The sequence below is a fragment of the Pseudomonas sp. genome (assembly GCF_033723075.1).
GTDB lineage: Bacteria > Pseudomonadota > Gammaproteobacteria > Pseudomonadales > Pseudomonadaceae > Aquipseudomonas.
In genome coordinates this window covers 129,159-145,853 of the sequence record NZ_JAWVXU010000014.1, presented here as the reverse complement: position 1 = coordinate 145,853, position 16,695 = coordinate 129,159, and the positions used below count along the sequence as shown (strand labels likewise).

General features: G+C 61.8%; 12 protein-coding genes. 4 read left to right on the top strand and 8 right to left on the bottom strand.

All coding sequences use genetic code 11. The features are described 5' to 3' along the window. Nucleotides 1-131 precede the first annotated feature (131 nt). The 8 genes from rpsA to mtnA all read right to left on the bottom strand — a co-directional run bounded on the left by rpsA (nt 132) and on the right by mtnA (nt 12,496). Nucleotides 132-1,817 (bottom strand): 30S ribosomal protein S1, encoded by a 1,686-nt coding sequence (gene rpsA, locus R3355_RS17220; RefSeq protein WP_079202462.1) that lies wholly within the window; start codon nt 1,815-1,817, stop codon nt 132-134. Between the two features lie 151 nt (nt 1,818-1,968). After that, complete coding sequence (gene cmk / locus R3355_RS17215) at nt 1,969-2,658, bottom strand: (d)CMP kinase (protein WP_318950162.1); 690 nt, start codon at nt 2,656-2,658, stop codon at nt 1,969-1,971. Beyond that, nucleotides 2,655-4,862 (bottom strand): bifunctional prephenate dehydrogenase/3-phosphoshikimate 1-carboxyvinyltransferase, encoded by a 2,208-nt coding sequence (locus R3355_RS17210; RefSeq protein WP_318962307.1) that lies wholly within the window; start codon nt 4,860-4,862, stop codon nt 2,655-2,657. Before R3355_RS17210 ends, cmk begins: the two co-directional genes overlap by 4 nt. 44 nt (nt 4,863-4,906) lie before the next feature. Further along, nucleotides 4,907-6,013 carry a histidinol-phosphate transaminase gene (hisC, locus tag R3355_RS17205; protein ID WP_318962289.1) on the bottom strand — a complete coding sequence of 369 codons (1,107 nt, stop codon included), beginning with the start codon at nt 6,011-6,013 and terminating at the stop codon, nt 4,907-4,909. 91 nt (nt 6,014-6,104) lie between these two features. Further along, complete coding sequence (pheA, locus tag R3355_RS17200) at nt 6,105-7,211, bottom strand: prephenate dehydratase (protein WP_318950159.1); 1,107 nt, start codon at nt 7,209-7,211, stop codon at nt 6,105-6,107. After that, nucleotides 7,211-8,296 carry a 3-phosphoserine/phosphohydroxythreonine transaminase gene (gene serC / locus R3355_RS17195; protein WP_318962288.1) on the bottom strand — a complete coding sequence of 362 codons (1,086 nt, stop codon included), beginning with the start codon at nt 8,294-8,296 and terminating at the stop codon, nt 7,211-7,213. The genes pheA and serC overlap by 1 nt, the downstream gene beginning before the upstream one ends. A gap of 95 nt (nt 8,297-8,391) precedes the next feature. Then, the gene (gene gyrA / locus R3355_RS17190) at nt 8,392-11,175 is read right to left on the bottom strand and encodes a DNA gyrase subunit A (protein WP_318962287.1); all 2,784 of its coding nucleotides are present in this window, start codon (nt 11,173-11,175) and stop codon (nt 8,392-8,394) included. A gap of 244 nt (nt 11,176-11,419) precedes the next feature. After that, nucleotides 11,420-12,496, bottom strand: coding sequence for an S-methyl-5-thioribose-1-phosphate isomerase (gene mtnA / locus R3355_RS17185; RefSeq protein WP_318950153.1), 1,077 nt, complete (start codon nt 12,494-12,496; stop codon nt 11,420-11,422). 197 nt (nt 12,497-12,693) lie between these two features. Here mtnA and R3355_RS17180 point away from each other — a divergent pair, with 197 nt between their 5' ends. The 4 genes from R3355_RS17180 (at nt 12,694) to R3355_RS17165 (ending at nt 16,494) form a co-directional block, all read left to right on the top strand. Then, entirely contained in the window at nt 12,694-14,013 is a 1,320-nt protein-coding gene (locus R3355_RS17180; RefSeq protein ID WP_318962286.1) for a TRZ/ATZ family hydrolase, read from the top strand. A gap of 235 nt (nt 14,014-14,248) precedes the next feature. After that, complete coding sequence (ubiG, locus tag R3355_RS17175; protein ID WP_318962285.1) at nt 14,249-14,947, top strand: bifunctional 2-polyprenyl-6-hydroxyphenol methylase/3-demethylubiquinol 3-O-methyltransferase UbiG; 699 nt, start codon at nt 14,249-14,251, stop codon at nt 14,945-14,947. Beyond that, nucleotides 14,947-15,618 (top strand): N-acetylmuramic acid 6-phosphate phosphatase MupP, encoded by a 672-nt coding sequence (gene mupP / locus R3355_RS17170; protein WP_318951140.1) that lies wholly within the window; start codon nt 14,947-14,949, stop codon nt 15,616-15,618. The genes ubiG and mupP overlap by 1 nt, the downstream gene beginning before the upstream one ends. Nucleotides 15,619-15,753: 135 nt before the next feature. Then, nucleotides 15,754-16,494: a YciK family oxidoreductase gene (locus tag R3355_RS17165; RefSeq protein WP_318962283.1), complete on the top strand. Its 741-nt coding sequence runs from the start codon at nt 15,754-15,756 to the stop codon at nt 16,492-16,494. The last annotated feature ends 201 nt before the right edge of the window (nt 16,495-16,695 follow it).

The window sequence follows — 16,695 nt, the reverse complement described above, 5'->3', positions numbered from 1 at the left end:
CTGCGCACGACGCGCCCTGCGCCGAGTCGCGGCAGCCGAACCGCTGCCCGCGCCCGGCAAGCTGACAACTGGCTAAAACGCAGGTACAAAAAAGGGCGACCGAAGTCGCCCTTTTTCTGGATTAACCGAACTTAGTTCTGTTTTTCCATTTGCGCACGGAGCAGATCACCAATGGTGGTCGGACCCGAAGCATCAACTTCCTGCTTGCGCATTTCCTTGATAGCTTCTTTCTCGTCTTCAACGTCTTTCGACTTGACCGACAAGCTGATTACACGGCTCTTACGATCGACGCTGATGATCTTGGCTTCTACTTCTTCGCCTTCTTTCAGCACGTTGCGCGCATCTTCAACGCGATCGCGGCTGATTTCGGAGGCTTTCAGTGTGGCTTCGATACCATCGGCCAGAGTGATGATGGCGCCTTTGGCGTCAACTTCCTTAACGATACCGCGCACGATGGTGCCTTTATCGTTAACAGCAACGTAGTCGGAGAACGGATCTTCTTCCAGCTGCTTGATGCCGAGGGAAATGCGCTCACGCTCCGGATCAACGGAGAGGATCACGGTTTCCAGCTCGTCGCCCTTCTTGAAGCGGCGTACAGCTTCTTCGCCTACTTCGTTCCAGGAGATGTCGGACAGGTGAACGAGGCCGTCGATGCCGCCATCCAGACCAATGAAGATACCGAAATCGGTGATCGACTTGATGGTGCCGGAGATCTTGTCGCCCTTGTTGAACTGACCGGAGAAGTCTTCCCACGGGTTGGTTTTGCACTGCTTGATACCCAGGGAGATACGACGACGCTCTTCGTCGATATCCAGAACCTGAACTTCCACTTCATCGCCAACCTGTACGACTTTGGACGGGTGGATGTTCTTGTTGGTCCAATCCATTTCGGATACGTGCACCAGGCCTTCCACGCCTTCTTCCAGCTCTGCGAAGCAGCCGTAGTCGGTCAGGTTGGTTACGCGTGCATTGACGCGAGTGCCTTCCGGGTAACGCGCCTTGATAGCAACCCATGGGTCTTCGCCCAGTTGCTTCAGACCCAGGGAAACGCGGTTACGCTCGCGATCGTACTTCAGTACCTTGACATCGATCTCGTCGCCAACATTGACGATCTCGGACGGGTGCTTGATACGCTTCCAGGCCATGTCGGTGATGTGCAACAGGCCATCGACGCCACCCAGATCGACGAATGCGCCGTAATCCGTGAGGTTCTTGACGATACCCTTGACTTGCTGACCTTCCTGCAGGGATTCCAGCAGAGCTTCGCGCTCGGCGCTGTTCTCGGCTTCCAGCACGCTGCGGCGGGAAACGACAACGTTGTTGCGCTTCTGGTCCAGCTTGATGACTTTGAATTCGAGCTCTTTGCCTTCCAGGTGAGTGGTATCACGCACCGGACGAACATCGACCAAGGAACCTGGGAGGAACGCACGGATGCCGTTAACGTCGACAGTGAAGCCGCCTTTAACCTTACCGTTGATAACGCCCTTGACCACTTCCTCAGCGGCGAAAGCTGCTTCCAGAACAATCCAGCACTCGGCACGCTTGGCTTTTTCGCGGGACAGCTTGGTTTCACCAAAGCCATCTTCAACCGCGTCCAGCGCAACGTGAACTTCGTCACCGACCTTGATGGTCAGCTCGCCAGCGTCGTTGTGGAACTGCTCCAGCGGGATGAGGCCTTCCGACTTCAAGCCAGCGTGAACGGTTACCCAACCAGCTTGGTAATCGATGTCGACGATGATAGCGGTGATGATCGAGCCAGCCTGAAGATTCAGGGTTTTTAGGCTTTCTTCAAATAGTTCAGCAAAGCTTTCGCTCATTTTAATTCCTGTTGATTCAGGGCGGGGAATCCGCCCAAACCACATTCCAGACAATGTGGGTACGTTCATATAAAAAGAGGCCTACGGGTCTAGGACTGGATTCCCGCATGCCTCCTTGTGAGCTGACCGACTTAAGCAGCCGGGGCTCTTGTCATCCGGCAAGATCGCGATTGGCGATCTCACTCAGAATACGTTCCATTACCTGCTCGATGGAAAGTTCGGTGGAATCCAGCTGGATCGCATCGACTGCCGGTTTGAGCGGAGCCACTGCACGCTGGGTATCGCGCTCATCACGCGCCCGAATCTCATCGAGAAGACTCGCGAGATTAACATCATCGCCCTTGGCCTTCAACTGCAAGTAACGTCGCCGGGCACGTTCCTCGGCGCTGGCGGTCAAAAAAATCTTCAGCGGTGCATCGGGAAACACCACGGTACCCATATCGCGACCATCGGCGACCAACCCTGGCATCTCCTGAAACGCCCGCTGACGCTGGAGCAAGGCCTCGCGCACAGCGGGCAACGAAGCCACCTGCGAGGCACCGGCACCAATACCTTCATTGCGGATGGCATCGGTGACCTCCTCGCCCTCGAGAATGATCCGCTGGCCCTGCCCTTGGGCACCGGCGAGGAACTGCACATCCAGGTGCGCGGCCAGCACCTTCATGGCCTCTTCATTGGTCAGATCGACGCCATGATTGCGCGCGGCAAAAGCCAGCAGACGGTACAGGGCGCCGGAATCCAGCAGATTCCAACCCAGTTTCTGCGCCAACAAGCCGGCGATCGTGCCCTTGCCGGAGCCGCTTGGCCCATCGATGGCGACTATCGGTGCCAGAGCAATCATGACTCGGTCTCCTCAGCCACGCGGATACCGACCTGCGCAGCCAGGGCGAGGAAGTTCGGGAACGAGGTCGCGACATTGGCGCAATCATGAATCCGGATCGGTGCCGTAGCCCGCAGCGATGCCACGCTGAAGGCCATCGCGATCCGGTGATCGCCATGACTCCAGACCTCGCCACCACCAATGCCACCTCCTTCAATGACGATGCCATCAGGAGTGGGCTCAGCCTTGACGCCCAGTGTCAGCAGGCCATCGGCCATGACCTGGATGCGGTCGGATTCCTTGACCCGCAACTCCTCGGCACCGCGCAGCACGGTACGACCCTCGGCACACGAAGCCGCCACGAACAGCACGGGGAATTCGTCGATGGCCAGCGGCACCAGGTGCTCAGGAATATCGATGCCCTTGAGCTTGGCGCTGCGCACGCGAATGTCCGCCACCGGCTCGCCACCCACGATGCGCTGATTCTCCAGGCCGATATCGCCCCCCATCAACTTGAGGATATCGATTACCCCGGTACGGGTCGGGTTGATGCCGACGTGCTCCAGCACCAGCTCGGAGCCTTCGGCAATGCTACCGGCGACCAGGAAGAAAGCTGCCGAGGAAATATCCGCCGGTACTTCGATATGGCAAGCCGTCAATTTGTGGCCCGACTCGACGCTGGCCGTACTGCCGTCGACCGCCACCGGATAACCAAAGCCGCGCAGCATGCGCTCGGTATGATCGCGGGTGGGCGCGGGCTCGGTCACCGAGGTCTGCCCCGTCGCATACAAGCCCGCCAGCAACAGGCAGGATTTCACCTGGGCACTGGCCATCGGCATTTCATAATGCATGCCGCTCAGGCGCTGGCCGCCACGAATGGTCAAGGGTGGCCGCCCTTCCGGAGCGGTTTCGATCACCGCGCCCATCTCGCGCAGCGGTTTGGCTACACGATTCATCGGCCGCTTGGACAGCGACGCATCGCCGGTCAGGACGGTGTCGAACGACTGCCCGGCCAGCAAACCGGCGAGCAGGCGCATGGAGGTGCCCGAGTTACCCAGATAGATCGGCCCGGGTGGCGCCTGCAAACCATGCAGACCAACGCCATGAATGGTTACCCGACCATGCTGCGGGCCTTCGATCACCACCCCCATGTCGCGGAAGGCCTGCAGGGTGGCCAGGGCATCTTCGCCCTCGAGGAAACCTTCGACTTCGGTAGTACCTTCGGCTAGCGAACCCAGCATGATCGAGCGGTGCGAGATGGACTTGTCGCCCGGAACACGAATCCGCCCGGACAGCTTGCCACCGGGGTTAGCCAGAAAAATCAGATCATTCGAGTGCATAGCGTCCACATAGGCCCGTCGGGCTAGAATTTTGCTGAAATGTTCGCGGGCCACACGAGCGCGGGTAAACACCCCCAGCAACTGATGGCCATCCCCAGCGTCGACCGCGTCGCGCAAGGCGTCGAGGTCGCCGCGAAATAGATCCAGGGTATGCAGCACGGCCTCGCGATTGGCGAGAAAGATGTCGTGCCACATCACCGGGTCACTGCCGGCAATCCGCGTGAAATCACGAAAACCGCCAGCGGCATAACGGAAAATCTCCAGATTCTCGCTGCGCTTGGCCAGCGAGTCGACCAGACCAAACGCCAATAAATGGGGCAGATGACTGGTCGCGGCGAGCACCTGATCATGGTGTTCGACCTGCATATGCTCGACCTTGGCCCCCAGCTCGCGCCAGAGCCGGTCGACCAGCTGCAAGGCCTGCGGATCGGTTTGCGCAAGCGGCGTCAAGATCACCTTATGCCGGCGGAACAGCTCGGCATTGGCTGCCTCCACCCCGCTTTGCTCGGAACCGGCAATCGGGTGACCCGGCACAAAACGAGCAGGCAACTCGCCGAACGCCAGACGCGCTGCGCGCACCACATTGCCTTTGGCACTGCCAACATCGGTAAGCACCGCATCGCCCAGGTCGAGCCTGGCCAGCTCCACCAGCAGTTTTTCCATGGCCAGGATCGGCACCGCCAGCTGGATCACCTCGGCGCCCTGACAGGCGGCGACCAACTGCTCTTCACAGCGGTCGACCACCCCCTGCTCGACAGCCAGGCGACGCGACTGCGGATCGAGATCGACCCCCACCACTTCCCGGCACAGGCCACGCTCACGCAAACCCTTGGCGAACGAGCCTCCGATCAGGCCGAGGCCGATCACCACCAGCCGACCGATCATAGGCTTGCCGGGTTGCGCCTTGGTGACAGCGCTTTTCGCTTCGCTCACTCGCCCAGCACCTTGGCCAGCGCATCGAGGAAGCGGGCGTTTTCTTCGGGCAAGCCGATGGAGACACGCAGGTAGTTGGGCATGCCGTAACCGCCCACCGGCCGCACTATCACCCCTTCACGCAGCAGGGCCCGGTTGATCGCCGCAGTGTCGCGAGCGAAATCGATGGCGATGAAGTTGCCCTTGGACGGAATCCAGCCCAGTCCCAGGGCGCGGCAGCCCGCCTCCAACTGGGCCATGCCGGCATCGTTCACCTGGCGACTTCGCACCAGGTAGTCGCTATCGTCCAGGGCCGCACAGGCCGCCGCCAGGGCCAGACTGTTGACGTTGAACGGCTGACGCACGCGATTGAGCACGTCGGCGATCTGCGCCGAACTGATGGCGTAACCGACGCGCAACGCGGCCAGGCCATAGGCCTTGGAGAAGGTGCGCGACACCAGCAGGTTCTCGTGACTAGCCAGGTATTCCAGCCCGTCCGGCAGCTCATCGCCTTCGGCGTATTCGATGTAGGCCTCATCCAGCACCACCAGCACATGCTCCGGCACCCGGGCAAGGAAATCGCTTAGCGCCTGCGGACCGAACCAGGTGCCGGTGGGGTTGTTCGGGTTGGCGATGAACACCACCCGGGTGTTGGCGTCGATGGCCGCGAGCATGGCGTCCAGGTCATGGCCGAAGTTCCTGGCCGGCACCACCTTGCCTTGCGCACCGACTGCCTGGGTGGCAATCGGGTAGACGGCGAAGGCGTGTTCGCTGAACACCGCGTTCAGACCCGGCGCCAGGTAGGCACGGGCGACCAGTTCGAGAATATCGTTGGAACCGTTGCCCAGGGTGACCTGCTGCGCCTGTACGCCATAGCGCGTGGCCAGGCGGCTCTTCAGGGCGAAACCGTTGCCATCGGGGTAACGGGTCAGCTCGGCCAGCTCGGCGCGGATCGCCTCCAGCGCCTTGGGGCTGGGGCCCAGCGGATTTTCGTTGCTGGCCAGCTTGACGATGGTGGCCGGATCCAGATCCAGCTCGCGGGCCAACTCATCCACCGGCTTGCCCGGCACATAGGGCGACAGCTTTTGCACGCCTGGCTGGGCCAGGGCGAGGAAATCGGTCATAACATAAGCCTCAAGCTAAAAGCTGCAAGCCCAAGCACAGCCAGGCGTCGATCCGCTTGTAGCTTTAGGCTTGGCACTTGCCGCTGCAGTTTTAAAGTACCGCCTTCGGATACGACCCCAATACTTTCAGCGCCACGGCTTCCTGATTGATTTTCTCCAGCACATCCTTGATCAGTGGATCGCGGTGATGGCCGACGAAGTCGATGAAGAACACATAGGTCCACTTGCCGCTGCGCGAGGGGCGGGTTTCGATGCGGGTCAGGTCGATGCCGTTGTTATGGAACGGCACCAACAGCTCGTGCAGGGCGCCCGGCTTGTTGCGCATGGAGACGATGATCGAGGTCTTGTCGTCGCCGGTCGGCGGCACTTCCTGGCTGCCGATGATCAAGAAACGCGTGGAGTTGTCCGGGCGGTCCTCGATCTTCTCGGCCAGCTTGGTCAGGCCGTACAGGCTGGCCGCCATGTCACCGGCGATCGCCGCGCTGTTCCACTCGCTCTTGACCCGCTTGGCCGCATCGGCGTTGCTCGACACCGCCACGCGCTCGACGTTCGGGTAATGCGCGTCCAGCCACTTGCGGCATTGCGCCAGGGACTGGGCGTGGGAGTAGATGCGAGTGATCTTGTCGACCTTGGTGGTTTCGCCGACCAGCAGATGGTGGTGGATGCGCAACTCGACCTCGCCACAGATCACCATGTCGTGTTCGAGGAAGCTGTCCAGGGTGTGGTTGACCGCGCCCTCGGTGGAGTTCTCCACCGGCACCACGCCGAAGTTGACCGCGCCGGCGGCCACCTCGCGGAACACCTCGTCGATCGCCGCCATCGGCTCGCTGATTACCGCATGACCGAAGTGCTTCATCGCGGCGGCCTGGGTAAAGGTACCTTCCGGGCCGAGGTAGGCGACTTTCAGCGGGTTTTCCAGGGCCAGGCAGGACGACATGATTTCACGGAACAACCGCGCCATTTCCTCATTGCCCAACGGCCCCTGATTGCGCTCCATGATGCGTTTAAGCACCTGGGCCTCCCGCTCCGGGCGGTAGAACACCGGCTTCTCGCCAGCCGGCAGCGAGGCCATCTTGACCCTCGCCACTTCTTCGGCGCAGCGCGCGCGATCGCTGATCAGCTCGAGGATTTTCTCATCCAGGCCGTCGATGCGCAGGCGCAGGGCTTGCAGTTCCTGCTCGGAGATTGGATCCGTCATCAGCCGTGTTCCTTCTCGAATTCCGCCATATAAGCCACCAACGCCTCAACGGCATCCAGACCCACGGCGTTATAGATGGAGGCACGCATGCCGCCGACCGAACGATGGCCCTTGAGGTTGAGCAGGCTGCGGGCCTCGGCACCGGCGAGGAAGGCTTTGTCCAGCTTCTCATCGGCCAGGCGGAACGGCACGTTCATCCAGGAACGGGCATTCACGGCAATCGGGTTACTGTAGAAATCGCTGGTATCGATGGCCTTGTACAGCAGGTCCTTCTTTGCGCGGTTGATCCGCTCCATGGCTTCGACCCCGCCCTGCTCTTTAAGCCACTCGAACACCAGGCCGGACAGGTACCAGGAGAAGGTCGCCGGAGTGTTGTACATCGAGCCATTGTCGGCAGCGACCTTGTAATTGAGCATGGTCGGACAGATGCTGCGGGCGCGCCCGAGCAGGTCTTCACGCACAATGGTCACCACCAGGCCGCTGGGACCGATGTTCTTCTGTGCACCGGCATAAATCAGGCCGAACTTCGAGACATCGAGGGTGCGCGAGAGGATGTCGGAAGACATGTCCGCCACCAGCGGCACGTCGCCGGTTTCGGGAATCCAGTCGAACTCCAGGCCGCCGATGGTCTCGTTCGGCGTGTAGTGCAGATAGGCGGCGTCTTTCGACAGTTGCCAGTCGTTCTGCCCGGGAATGGCGAAGTAGTCGTAGGGCTTGGCGCTGGCGGCGACGTTGATGTTGCCGTAGCGACGCGCCTCGTCGATGCTCTTCTTCGACCAGATACCGGTATCGATATAGTCGGCGACACCGTCTTCCGGCAGCAAGTTAAGCGGAATCTCGGCGAACTGCTGGCTGGCGCCGCCCTGCAGGAACAGCACCTTATAGTCGGAGGGGATGGCGAGCAGGTCGCGCAGGTCCTGTTCGGCCTTTGCCGCAATGCCCATGTAGTCGTCACTGCGGTGGCTCATCTCCATCACGGACAGGCCCTTGCCGTGCCAGTCAAGGAGTTCCGCCTGGGCGCGTTGCAGAACAGCTTCGGGAAGCGCGGCCGGGCCGGCGCAGAAGTTATAGGCTCGCTTGCTCACATCCACTCTCGCTCAAATGTTGGACGACTGACCACTGCCGGTCAGTCGTCGAATCCAACGCTGCAACGAGCGAGGTCCAGCCTCGCTCACGCAGATCACTCTTCGCTGGCTGGACTCTCGTCAGCGCCAGCATCCGAAGCCTCGACGGCATCGTCACCCAGCACTTCGCCACCTTCCAGCAGTTCCTCGTCTTCCTCGGCCGAAGGCTCCTGCACCCGCTCGAGGCCGACCAGCTTTTCATCCTTGGCCAGCTTGATCAGGGTCACACCCTGGGTGTTACGGCCCAGGCTGGAGACTTCGCCGACGCGGGTCCGCACCAGGGTACCCTGATCGGAAATCAGCATGATCTCCTCGTCGTCGAGCACCTGCACGGCACCAACCAGCTTGCCGTTGCGTTCGTTGCTGACCATGGCGATCACGCCCTGCCCTCCACGCCCGCGACGGGGGAACTTGCTCAACGGCGTGCGCTTGCCGAAGCCACGCTCGGAAGCGGTGAGAATCTGCGCCCCCGACTCGGGAATCAACATGGAGATCAACTGCTTGCCCTTGCCCAGCCGCATGCCGCGGATACCACCCGCGACACGGTTCCTGACCTTCACCGCGCTCTCGGCGAAACGAATCACCTTGCCAGCCTCGGAGAACAGCATGACCTCCGTGGAACCGTCAGTGATGGCGGCGGCGATCAGCGTGTCGCCTTCCTTGAGTTTGAGGGCGATCAGGCCACTGGAACGAGGCCGGCTGAATTGCGCCAGCGGGGCCCTTTTCACCGTACCGAAAGCGGTGGCCATGAAGATGTAGGCGCCGGTGGGTTCGGCCACCAGTTCCGCCGTCTCGCCGTCGACTTCCTCGGCCTCGGCCACATCGGCAGCATCGTCGGCTTCAACCAGCTCGCCCTCGATCACCCCGTCCTCGGCGTCGTCCAGCTCTTCATCGACACCGGCACTCTGCTGCAGGGCTTCCAGGTCGATCTGCAGCATGGTGGTGATGTACTCACCCTCACCCAGCGGCAACAGATTGACCAGCGGACGACCACGGGCGGCACGCGAGGCCTCGGGAATTTCGTAGGTCTTCAGCCAGTACACCTTGCCCTTGCTGGAGAACAGCAACAGGGTGGAGTGGCTGTTGGCGACCAGCAGGTGAGCGATGTAGTCCTCATCCTTGATGCCGGTGGCCGACTTGCCTTTACCGCCGCGACGCTGCGCCTGATAAGCACTCAGGGGCTGCGATTTAGCGTAACCGGTGTGGGAGATGGTCACTACCCGCTCTTCTTCGGTGATCAGATCACCCAGGGTCAGATCCAGGCGGGCATCTAGAATTTCGGTGCGCCGGGCATCGCCGAACTCGGCCTTGACCGCTTCCAGCTCTTCGCGAATCACTTCCATCAGGCGCACGGCGCTGGTGAGGATGCGGATCAACTCGCCGATCTGGGTGAGAATTTCCTGGTATTCAGCCAGCAGCTTCTCGTGCTCCAGACCGGTCAGGCGGTGCAGGCGCAACTCGAGGATGGCCTGAGCCTGCTCCGGCGACAGGTAGTACTTGCCATCGCGCAGACCATACTGCGGCTCGAGGGTTTCCGGACGGCAGGAGTCGGCGCCGGCGCGCTCGACCATGGCTTCCACCGCAGTGGATTCCCAGGCGGTGGCAATCAGCGCGGACTTGGCTTCGGCCGGAGTCGGCGAAGCCTTGATCAGGGCGATCACCGGATCGATGTTGGACAGCGCAACGGCCTGACCTTCGAGGATGTGCCCACGCTCACGCGCCTTGCGCAGCTCGAACACCGTGCGCCGGGTGACCACTTCACGCCGGTGCAGGACGAAGGCTTCGAGCATGTCCTTGAGATTCAGGACTTTCGGCTGGCCGTCGATCAGCGCCACGACGTTGATGCCGAACACACTCTGCATCTGGGTCTGGGCGTAGAGGTTGTTGAGCACGACCTCCGGCACTTCGCCGCGGCGCAGCTCGATCACGATGCGCATGCCGTCCTTGTCGGACTCGTCACGCAGCTCGGTGATGCCTTCGAGCTTCTTCTCTTTAACCAGCTCGGCGATCTTCTCGATCAGTCGCGCCTTGTTCAGCTGGTACGGCAGCTCGCTGACGATGATCTGCTGGCGACCGCCAACCTTGTCGATGTCTTCGATGATCGCCCGGGCGCGCATGTAAATGCGCCCGCGGCCGGTGCGATAGGCCTCGATGATGCCGGCACGGCCGTTGATGATCGCCGCTGTCGGGAAATCCGGGCCCGGGATGAACTGCATCAGCTCATCGATCGTCAGCTCGGGGTTGTCGATCAGCGCCAGGCAGCCGTTGATCACTTCCGTGAGGTTGTGCGGCGGAATATTGGTGGCCATGCCCACGGCGATACCGCTGGAACCGTTGACCAACAGGTTGGGCACCTTGGTCGGCATCACCGCCGGAATCATCTCGGTGCCGTCGTAGTTCGGCACCCAGTCGACGGTTTCCTTATGCAGATCGGCCAGCAGCTCATGGGCCAGCTTGGTCATGCGTACTTCGGTGTATCGCATGGCGGCGGCGTTGTCGCCGTCCACCGAACCGAAGTTGCCCTGACCATCCACCAGCAGGTAGCGCAGGGAGAATGGCTGAGCCATACGGACGATGGTGTCGTACACCGCGGTATCGCCATGCGGGTGGTACTTACCGATCACGTCACCGACCACGCGGGCGGACTTCTTGTATGCCTTGTTCCAGTCGTTGCCCAACTCGCTCATCGCAAACAGCACGCGGCGGTGCACGGGCTTCAAGCCATCGCGTGCATCCGGCAAGGCGCGCCCGACGATTACGCTCATCGCGTAGTCGAGGTAGGACTGCTTGAGTTCGTCTTCGATATTGACCGGGAGGATTTCTTTGGCCAGTTCGCCCATGAGTAGCCTGGTTCCTTTTTCTGGTGATACTCCGCACCATTCATCCCGAACGAGGCGAAGCGTGCCGCGCGGCTCTTGGCCAGCAGCGACTCACGACAAATCAATGAGTTATGCCATGTATCTGCGCAGTTAAGGCGACCGTTGCCAGCGCCCCTGAAAACGGCCGGATCTTACCACAATTGGCGCCCTGCACCTATCCCCAGGCAGCCGCCACTGCAACGCCCGCCGACCAGCCGCAACACGTTCAATGCAGACGCTTGCGGCACATCAGCCTGGTCATTTTTGTCGCATCCGGCCGCTCGACCACACCCTTCTCGGTGACGATGAAATCGATCAGGTCGGCCGGCGTCACATCGAACACCGGATTGAGCGCATCCACGCCCGCTGCCACTCGCTGCCCATTGAGCTCCAGCAACTCACTGGCGTCACGCTCCTCGAGAGGGATGTCGTCACCACTCTCCAGCGCCATGTCGATGGTCGAACTCGGCGCCACCACCATGAAGCGCACGCCATGGTGCATGGCATTGACCGCCAACTGGTAAGTGCCGATCTTGTTCGCCACATCGCCATTGGCGGCAATCCGGTCGGCACCGACGATGACCCAGGTGATACCGCGGGTCTTCATCAGGTGCGCGGCGGCCGAATCGACATTCAGGCAAACCGGAATGCCTTCGCCGGCCAACTCCCAGGCGGTCAGGCGCGACCCTTGCAGCCAAGGCCGGGTCTCGTCGACATAGACGCGCTCGACCAAACCCTCCAGATAGGCCGCGCGAATCACCCCCAGCGCCGTGCCGAAGCCGCCAGTGGCCAGGGCACCGGCATTGCAGTGGGTCAACAGGTTCTGTTGATTGCCCTGATGCTTGCGAATCAGGTCGACACCGAGCTGCGCCATGGTCAGATTGGCTTCACGATCGCTCAGGTGGATACCCAGCGCCTCGGCCTCCAGCAGCGCAAGCGGATCGTCACCTTCCTTAATACGCGCCATGCGCTCGCGCATTCGATTGAGCGCCCAGAACAGATTGACTGCGGTCGGTCGCGAGTCGGCCAACGCTTGAAAATCCGCCTCCAGGGCCACACGCCAGTCGCCACCCTCGGCCACCCGCGCGCGCGCGCCAAGCACCACGCCATAGGCCGCACTGATACCGATGGCCGGCGCCCCGCGCACTACCATCAGGCGAATCGCCTCGGCTACGGCCGCAGCAGAATGACAGACATGCCAGGTTTCCTCGAACGGCAACACACGCTGATCGAGCAGGTGCAGAGCGCCATCGCGCCATTCAATGGCCTGAACCTTCTCTGCAGCTAGCAATTGCTCGCGCATGACACACCCCACCCCCGGAAAAGCCGATCATTATACCCAGAGAAGCAGGCCGCAAGCTGCAAGCGAATCAGCGCCACCCCCCGGAACGGGTCAGCTTACTTTCCGCCTGGAACTTATGGCATGGTGCTGCGCCGCTTCAAGCGCACGCCGTTCCCCTATAAACTCAGCCTCTCAGACACCCGCAGGAAGCCCCAGGCATGCCCGAAGCCCCGCTCGATCTCCTCCTACTCCCAACCTGGCTGGTGCCAATCGAGCCGGCGGGAGTGGTGCTGCACGAGCATGGCCTGGGTATCCGCGACGGACGCATCGCCCTGATCGCCCCGCGCGCCGAAGCGCTCAAGCACAAGGCACTGGAAGTGCGCGAACTGCCCGGCAGGCTGCTGACACCGGGACTGGTCAACGCCCATGGCCACGCGGCCATGACCCTGTTCCGCGGCATGGCCGACGAGCTGCCGCTGAGCGACTGGCTGCAGCAACACATCTGGCCCGCCGAGGCCAAGTGGGTCGACGAGCAGTTCATCCTGGACGGCACCGAACTGGCCATCGCCGAGCAGCTCAAGGGCGGCATCACCTGCTTCTCGGACATGTACTTCTTTCCCGAAGTGGCCAGCGAGATGGTGCACAAGAGCGGCATTCGCGCCCAGATAACCATTCCAGTACTGGATTTCCCCATTCCCGGCGCCCGCGATGCCGACGAGGCCCTGCGCAAAGGGCTGGCATTGTTCGACGACCTCAAGCACCACCCGCGCCTGAGCGTCGCCTTCGGCCCCCATGCGCCCTATACGGTGAGCGACGACAAGCTGGAAAACATCCGCCTGCTCGCCGCGGAACTGGATGCCGGCATCCATATGCACGTGCATGAGACCGCCTTCGAGGTGCAACAGAGCCTGCAACAACATGGCGAGCGACCGCTGGCGCGACTGGCGCGACTCGGCCTGCTAGGCCCGCGCTTCCAGGCCGTGCACATGACCCAGATCGATGATGAGGATCTGGCCCTGCTGGTGGCTAGCAACAGCAGCGTGATCCATTGCCCGGAGTCCAACCTCAAGCTGGCCTGCGGCTTCTGCCCGGTAGAACAGCTCTGGCAGGCCGGGGTCAATGTGGCCATCGGCACCGACGGCGCCGCCAGCAACAACGACCTGGATCTGCTCGGCGAAACCCGCACGGCCGCCCTGCTGGCCAAAGCCGTGGCCGGCTCGGCCAGCGCCCTGGACGCACATCGCGCACTGCGCATGGCAACCCTGAATGGCGCGCGCGCACTCGGCCTGGATGAGCAGATCGGCTCGCTGGAAGTCGGCAAAGCCGCCGACCTGGCGGTATTCAACCTGTCCGGCCTGGCCCAGCAGCCGATTTACGACCCGGTTTCGCAACTGATCTATACCAGCAACCGCGACTGCGTCGAGGATGTCTGGGTCGGCGGCAAGCACCTGCTCGACAGCGGCCGACTGACGCGCTTGGACGAGCAACGGATCATCGCCAACGCCCGCACCTGGGGCGCGAAGATCGCTCGGCGATAGCACGAAAACACCAGCCGGAAGGGCTTATGGGAGGGGCTTTAGCCGCGATGAGCAGGCATCTCATTTGACCAATCGCGGCTAAAGCCCCTCCGGCCAACACCGGCCAACACCTAGATAGTGCGACAAACTGACATACATTGATTCGCCCACAGGCGTCCACCCCACAGCGTGAAACTGGCACCATAGACGTTTCAAGCGTCAGGCTTCCCGCCTCCAGTTCTATTCAGGGAACATTATGAGCAACGTCGATCACGCCGAAATCGCCAAATTCGAAGCCCTCGCCCACCGCTGGTGGGACCGCGAAAGCGAATTCAAACCCCTGCACGACATCAATCCACTGCGAGTCAACTGGATTGAGGAGCGCGTCAGCCTGGCCGGCAAGAAGGTGCTCGACATCGGCTGCGGCGGCGGCATCCTCAGCGAAGCCATGGCCCAGCGCGGCGCCGAGGTAACCGGCATCGACATGGGCGAAGCGCCCCTGGCCGTGGCCCGGCTGCACCAACTGGAATCCGGCGTCTCGGTGGAGTACCGGCAAATCACCGCCGAAGCCCTGGCCGCGGAAATGCCCGAGCAGTTCGACGTGGTCACCTGCCTGGAAATGCTCGAACACGTCCCGGATCCGGCCTCGGTGATCCGCGCCTGCCACACCCTGGTCAAACCTGGTGGCCAGGTGTTTTTCTCCACCATCAACCGCAACCCCAAGGCCTATATGTTCGCGGTGATAGGCGCGGAATACCTGCTGCGCCTGCTGCCGCGCGGCACCCATGACTTCAAGAAATTCATCCGCCCCTCGGAACTGGGCGCCTGGAGCCGCGACACCGGCCTGCAAGTCAAAGACATCATCGGCCTGACCTACAACCCGCTGACCAAACACTACAAACTGCAAGCGGATGTCGACGTCAATTACATGATCCAGACGCTGAAGGAGGCCTGATGCGTTTGCACGCAGTTCTTTTCGATATGGATGGCACCCTGCTCGACAGTGCGCCGGACTTTATTGCCATCTGCCAGGCGATGCGCGCCGAGCGCGGCCTGGCAGCAGTGGATGACAAGCTGATCCGCGATCAGATTTCCGGCGGCGCCCGCGCCATGGTTGCCGCGAGCTTCGCCATGGATCCGCTGGCCGAACAGTTCGAGGCCCTGCGCCTGGAGTTTCTCGAGCGCTATCAGGATCACTGCGCAGTGCTGACCCGACCTTTCGACGGCATCAATCAACTGCTCGCCGATATCGAGCAGGCCAAGCTGATCTGGGGCGTGGTGACCAACAAGCCGCTGCGCTTCGCCGAACCGATCATGCAGCAACTGGGCCTGGCCGAGCGCTCCGCTATCCTGATCTGTCCGGATCATGTGACCCACAGCAAACCTGACCCAGAACCGATGATACTTGCCTGCAGCCAACTGGGCCTGGATCCGGCCAGCGTCCTGTTCGTCGGCGACGACCTGCGCGACATCGAGTCGGGACGCGCCGCCGGCACCAGAACAGCGGCAGTGACCTACGGCTATATCCACCCGGACGACAACCCGAGAAACTGGGGGGCCGACGTAGTCGTCGATCATCCACTGGAACTGCGTGCAGTGCTCGAACGGGCGCTGTGCCGCTGCTGAGCGCCATGCAAACGTAATGCTGGGCTTCGCGGCGCTCAGCCAACGCGGCCCGGCCTTGCCCGTATCAATATTCATATTCAGCCGCGCAACTTGTCGCTTATGGCTTGCAGCGTGCCACTCCCCGAAGGAGCCCCCATGTTCCAATATTCAGCCCGTCCCGACCTGCTCAAGGATCGGGTGATTCTGGTCACCGGCGCCGGCCGCGGGATTGGCGCCGCCGCCGCGCAGACCTTTGCCGCCCATGGGGCGACCGTGCTGCTGCTGGGCAAGACCGAAGGCAACCTCGGCCGGGTCTACGACGCCATCGAGGCCGCCGGCCACCCGCAGCCCGCAGTGATCCCGTTCAACCTGGAAACCGCCCTGCCACACCAGTACGACGAACTGGCAGCGATGATCGAAAACGAATTCGGCAAGCTCGATGGCCTGCTGCACAACGCCTCGATCGTCGGCCCGCGCACACCACTGGAGCAGCTCTCCGGCGACAACTTCATGCGGGTGATGCAGGTCAATGTCAACGCCACCTTCATGCTCACCAGCACCCTGCTGCCCCTGCTGAAACTCTCCAGTGATGCCTCGGTGGTGTTCACCTCGAGCAGTGTCGGACGCAAAGGCCGCGCCTACTGGGGCGCTTATGCGGTCTCCAAGTTCGCCACCGAGGGCCTGATGCAAGTGCTGGCCGATGAAGTCGACGGCGTGGCGCCGGTACGCGCCAACAGCGTTAACCCGGGCGCTACTCGCACAGACATGCGCGCCCAGGCTTATCCAGGGGAAAATCCGGCGAGCAACCCGCTACCCGAGGCGATAATGCCGGTTTACCTGTACCTGATGGGCCCTGACAGCAACGGCGTCAATGGCCAGGCATTCGACGCCCAGTAAAGCCAGAACCCACGAGCTGAAGCGGCAGAAAAATGGCGACTCATGCACAAACCGGCAACAGCTTGCCGGCCGACCAGGCAAGGGAATTGCCGATACTGGCCATTTGCCGCGCAAAACCGGCGTAAGTGACTGACTTCAAATAATTTTCATATTTTCTGAACCCTCTGGCATGAAATTCGCTCTATAGCCAGTGTTGCCGCA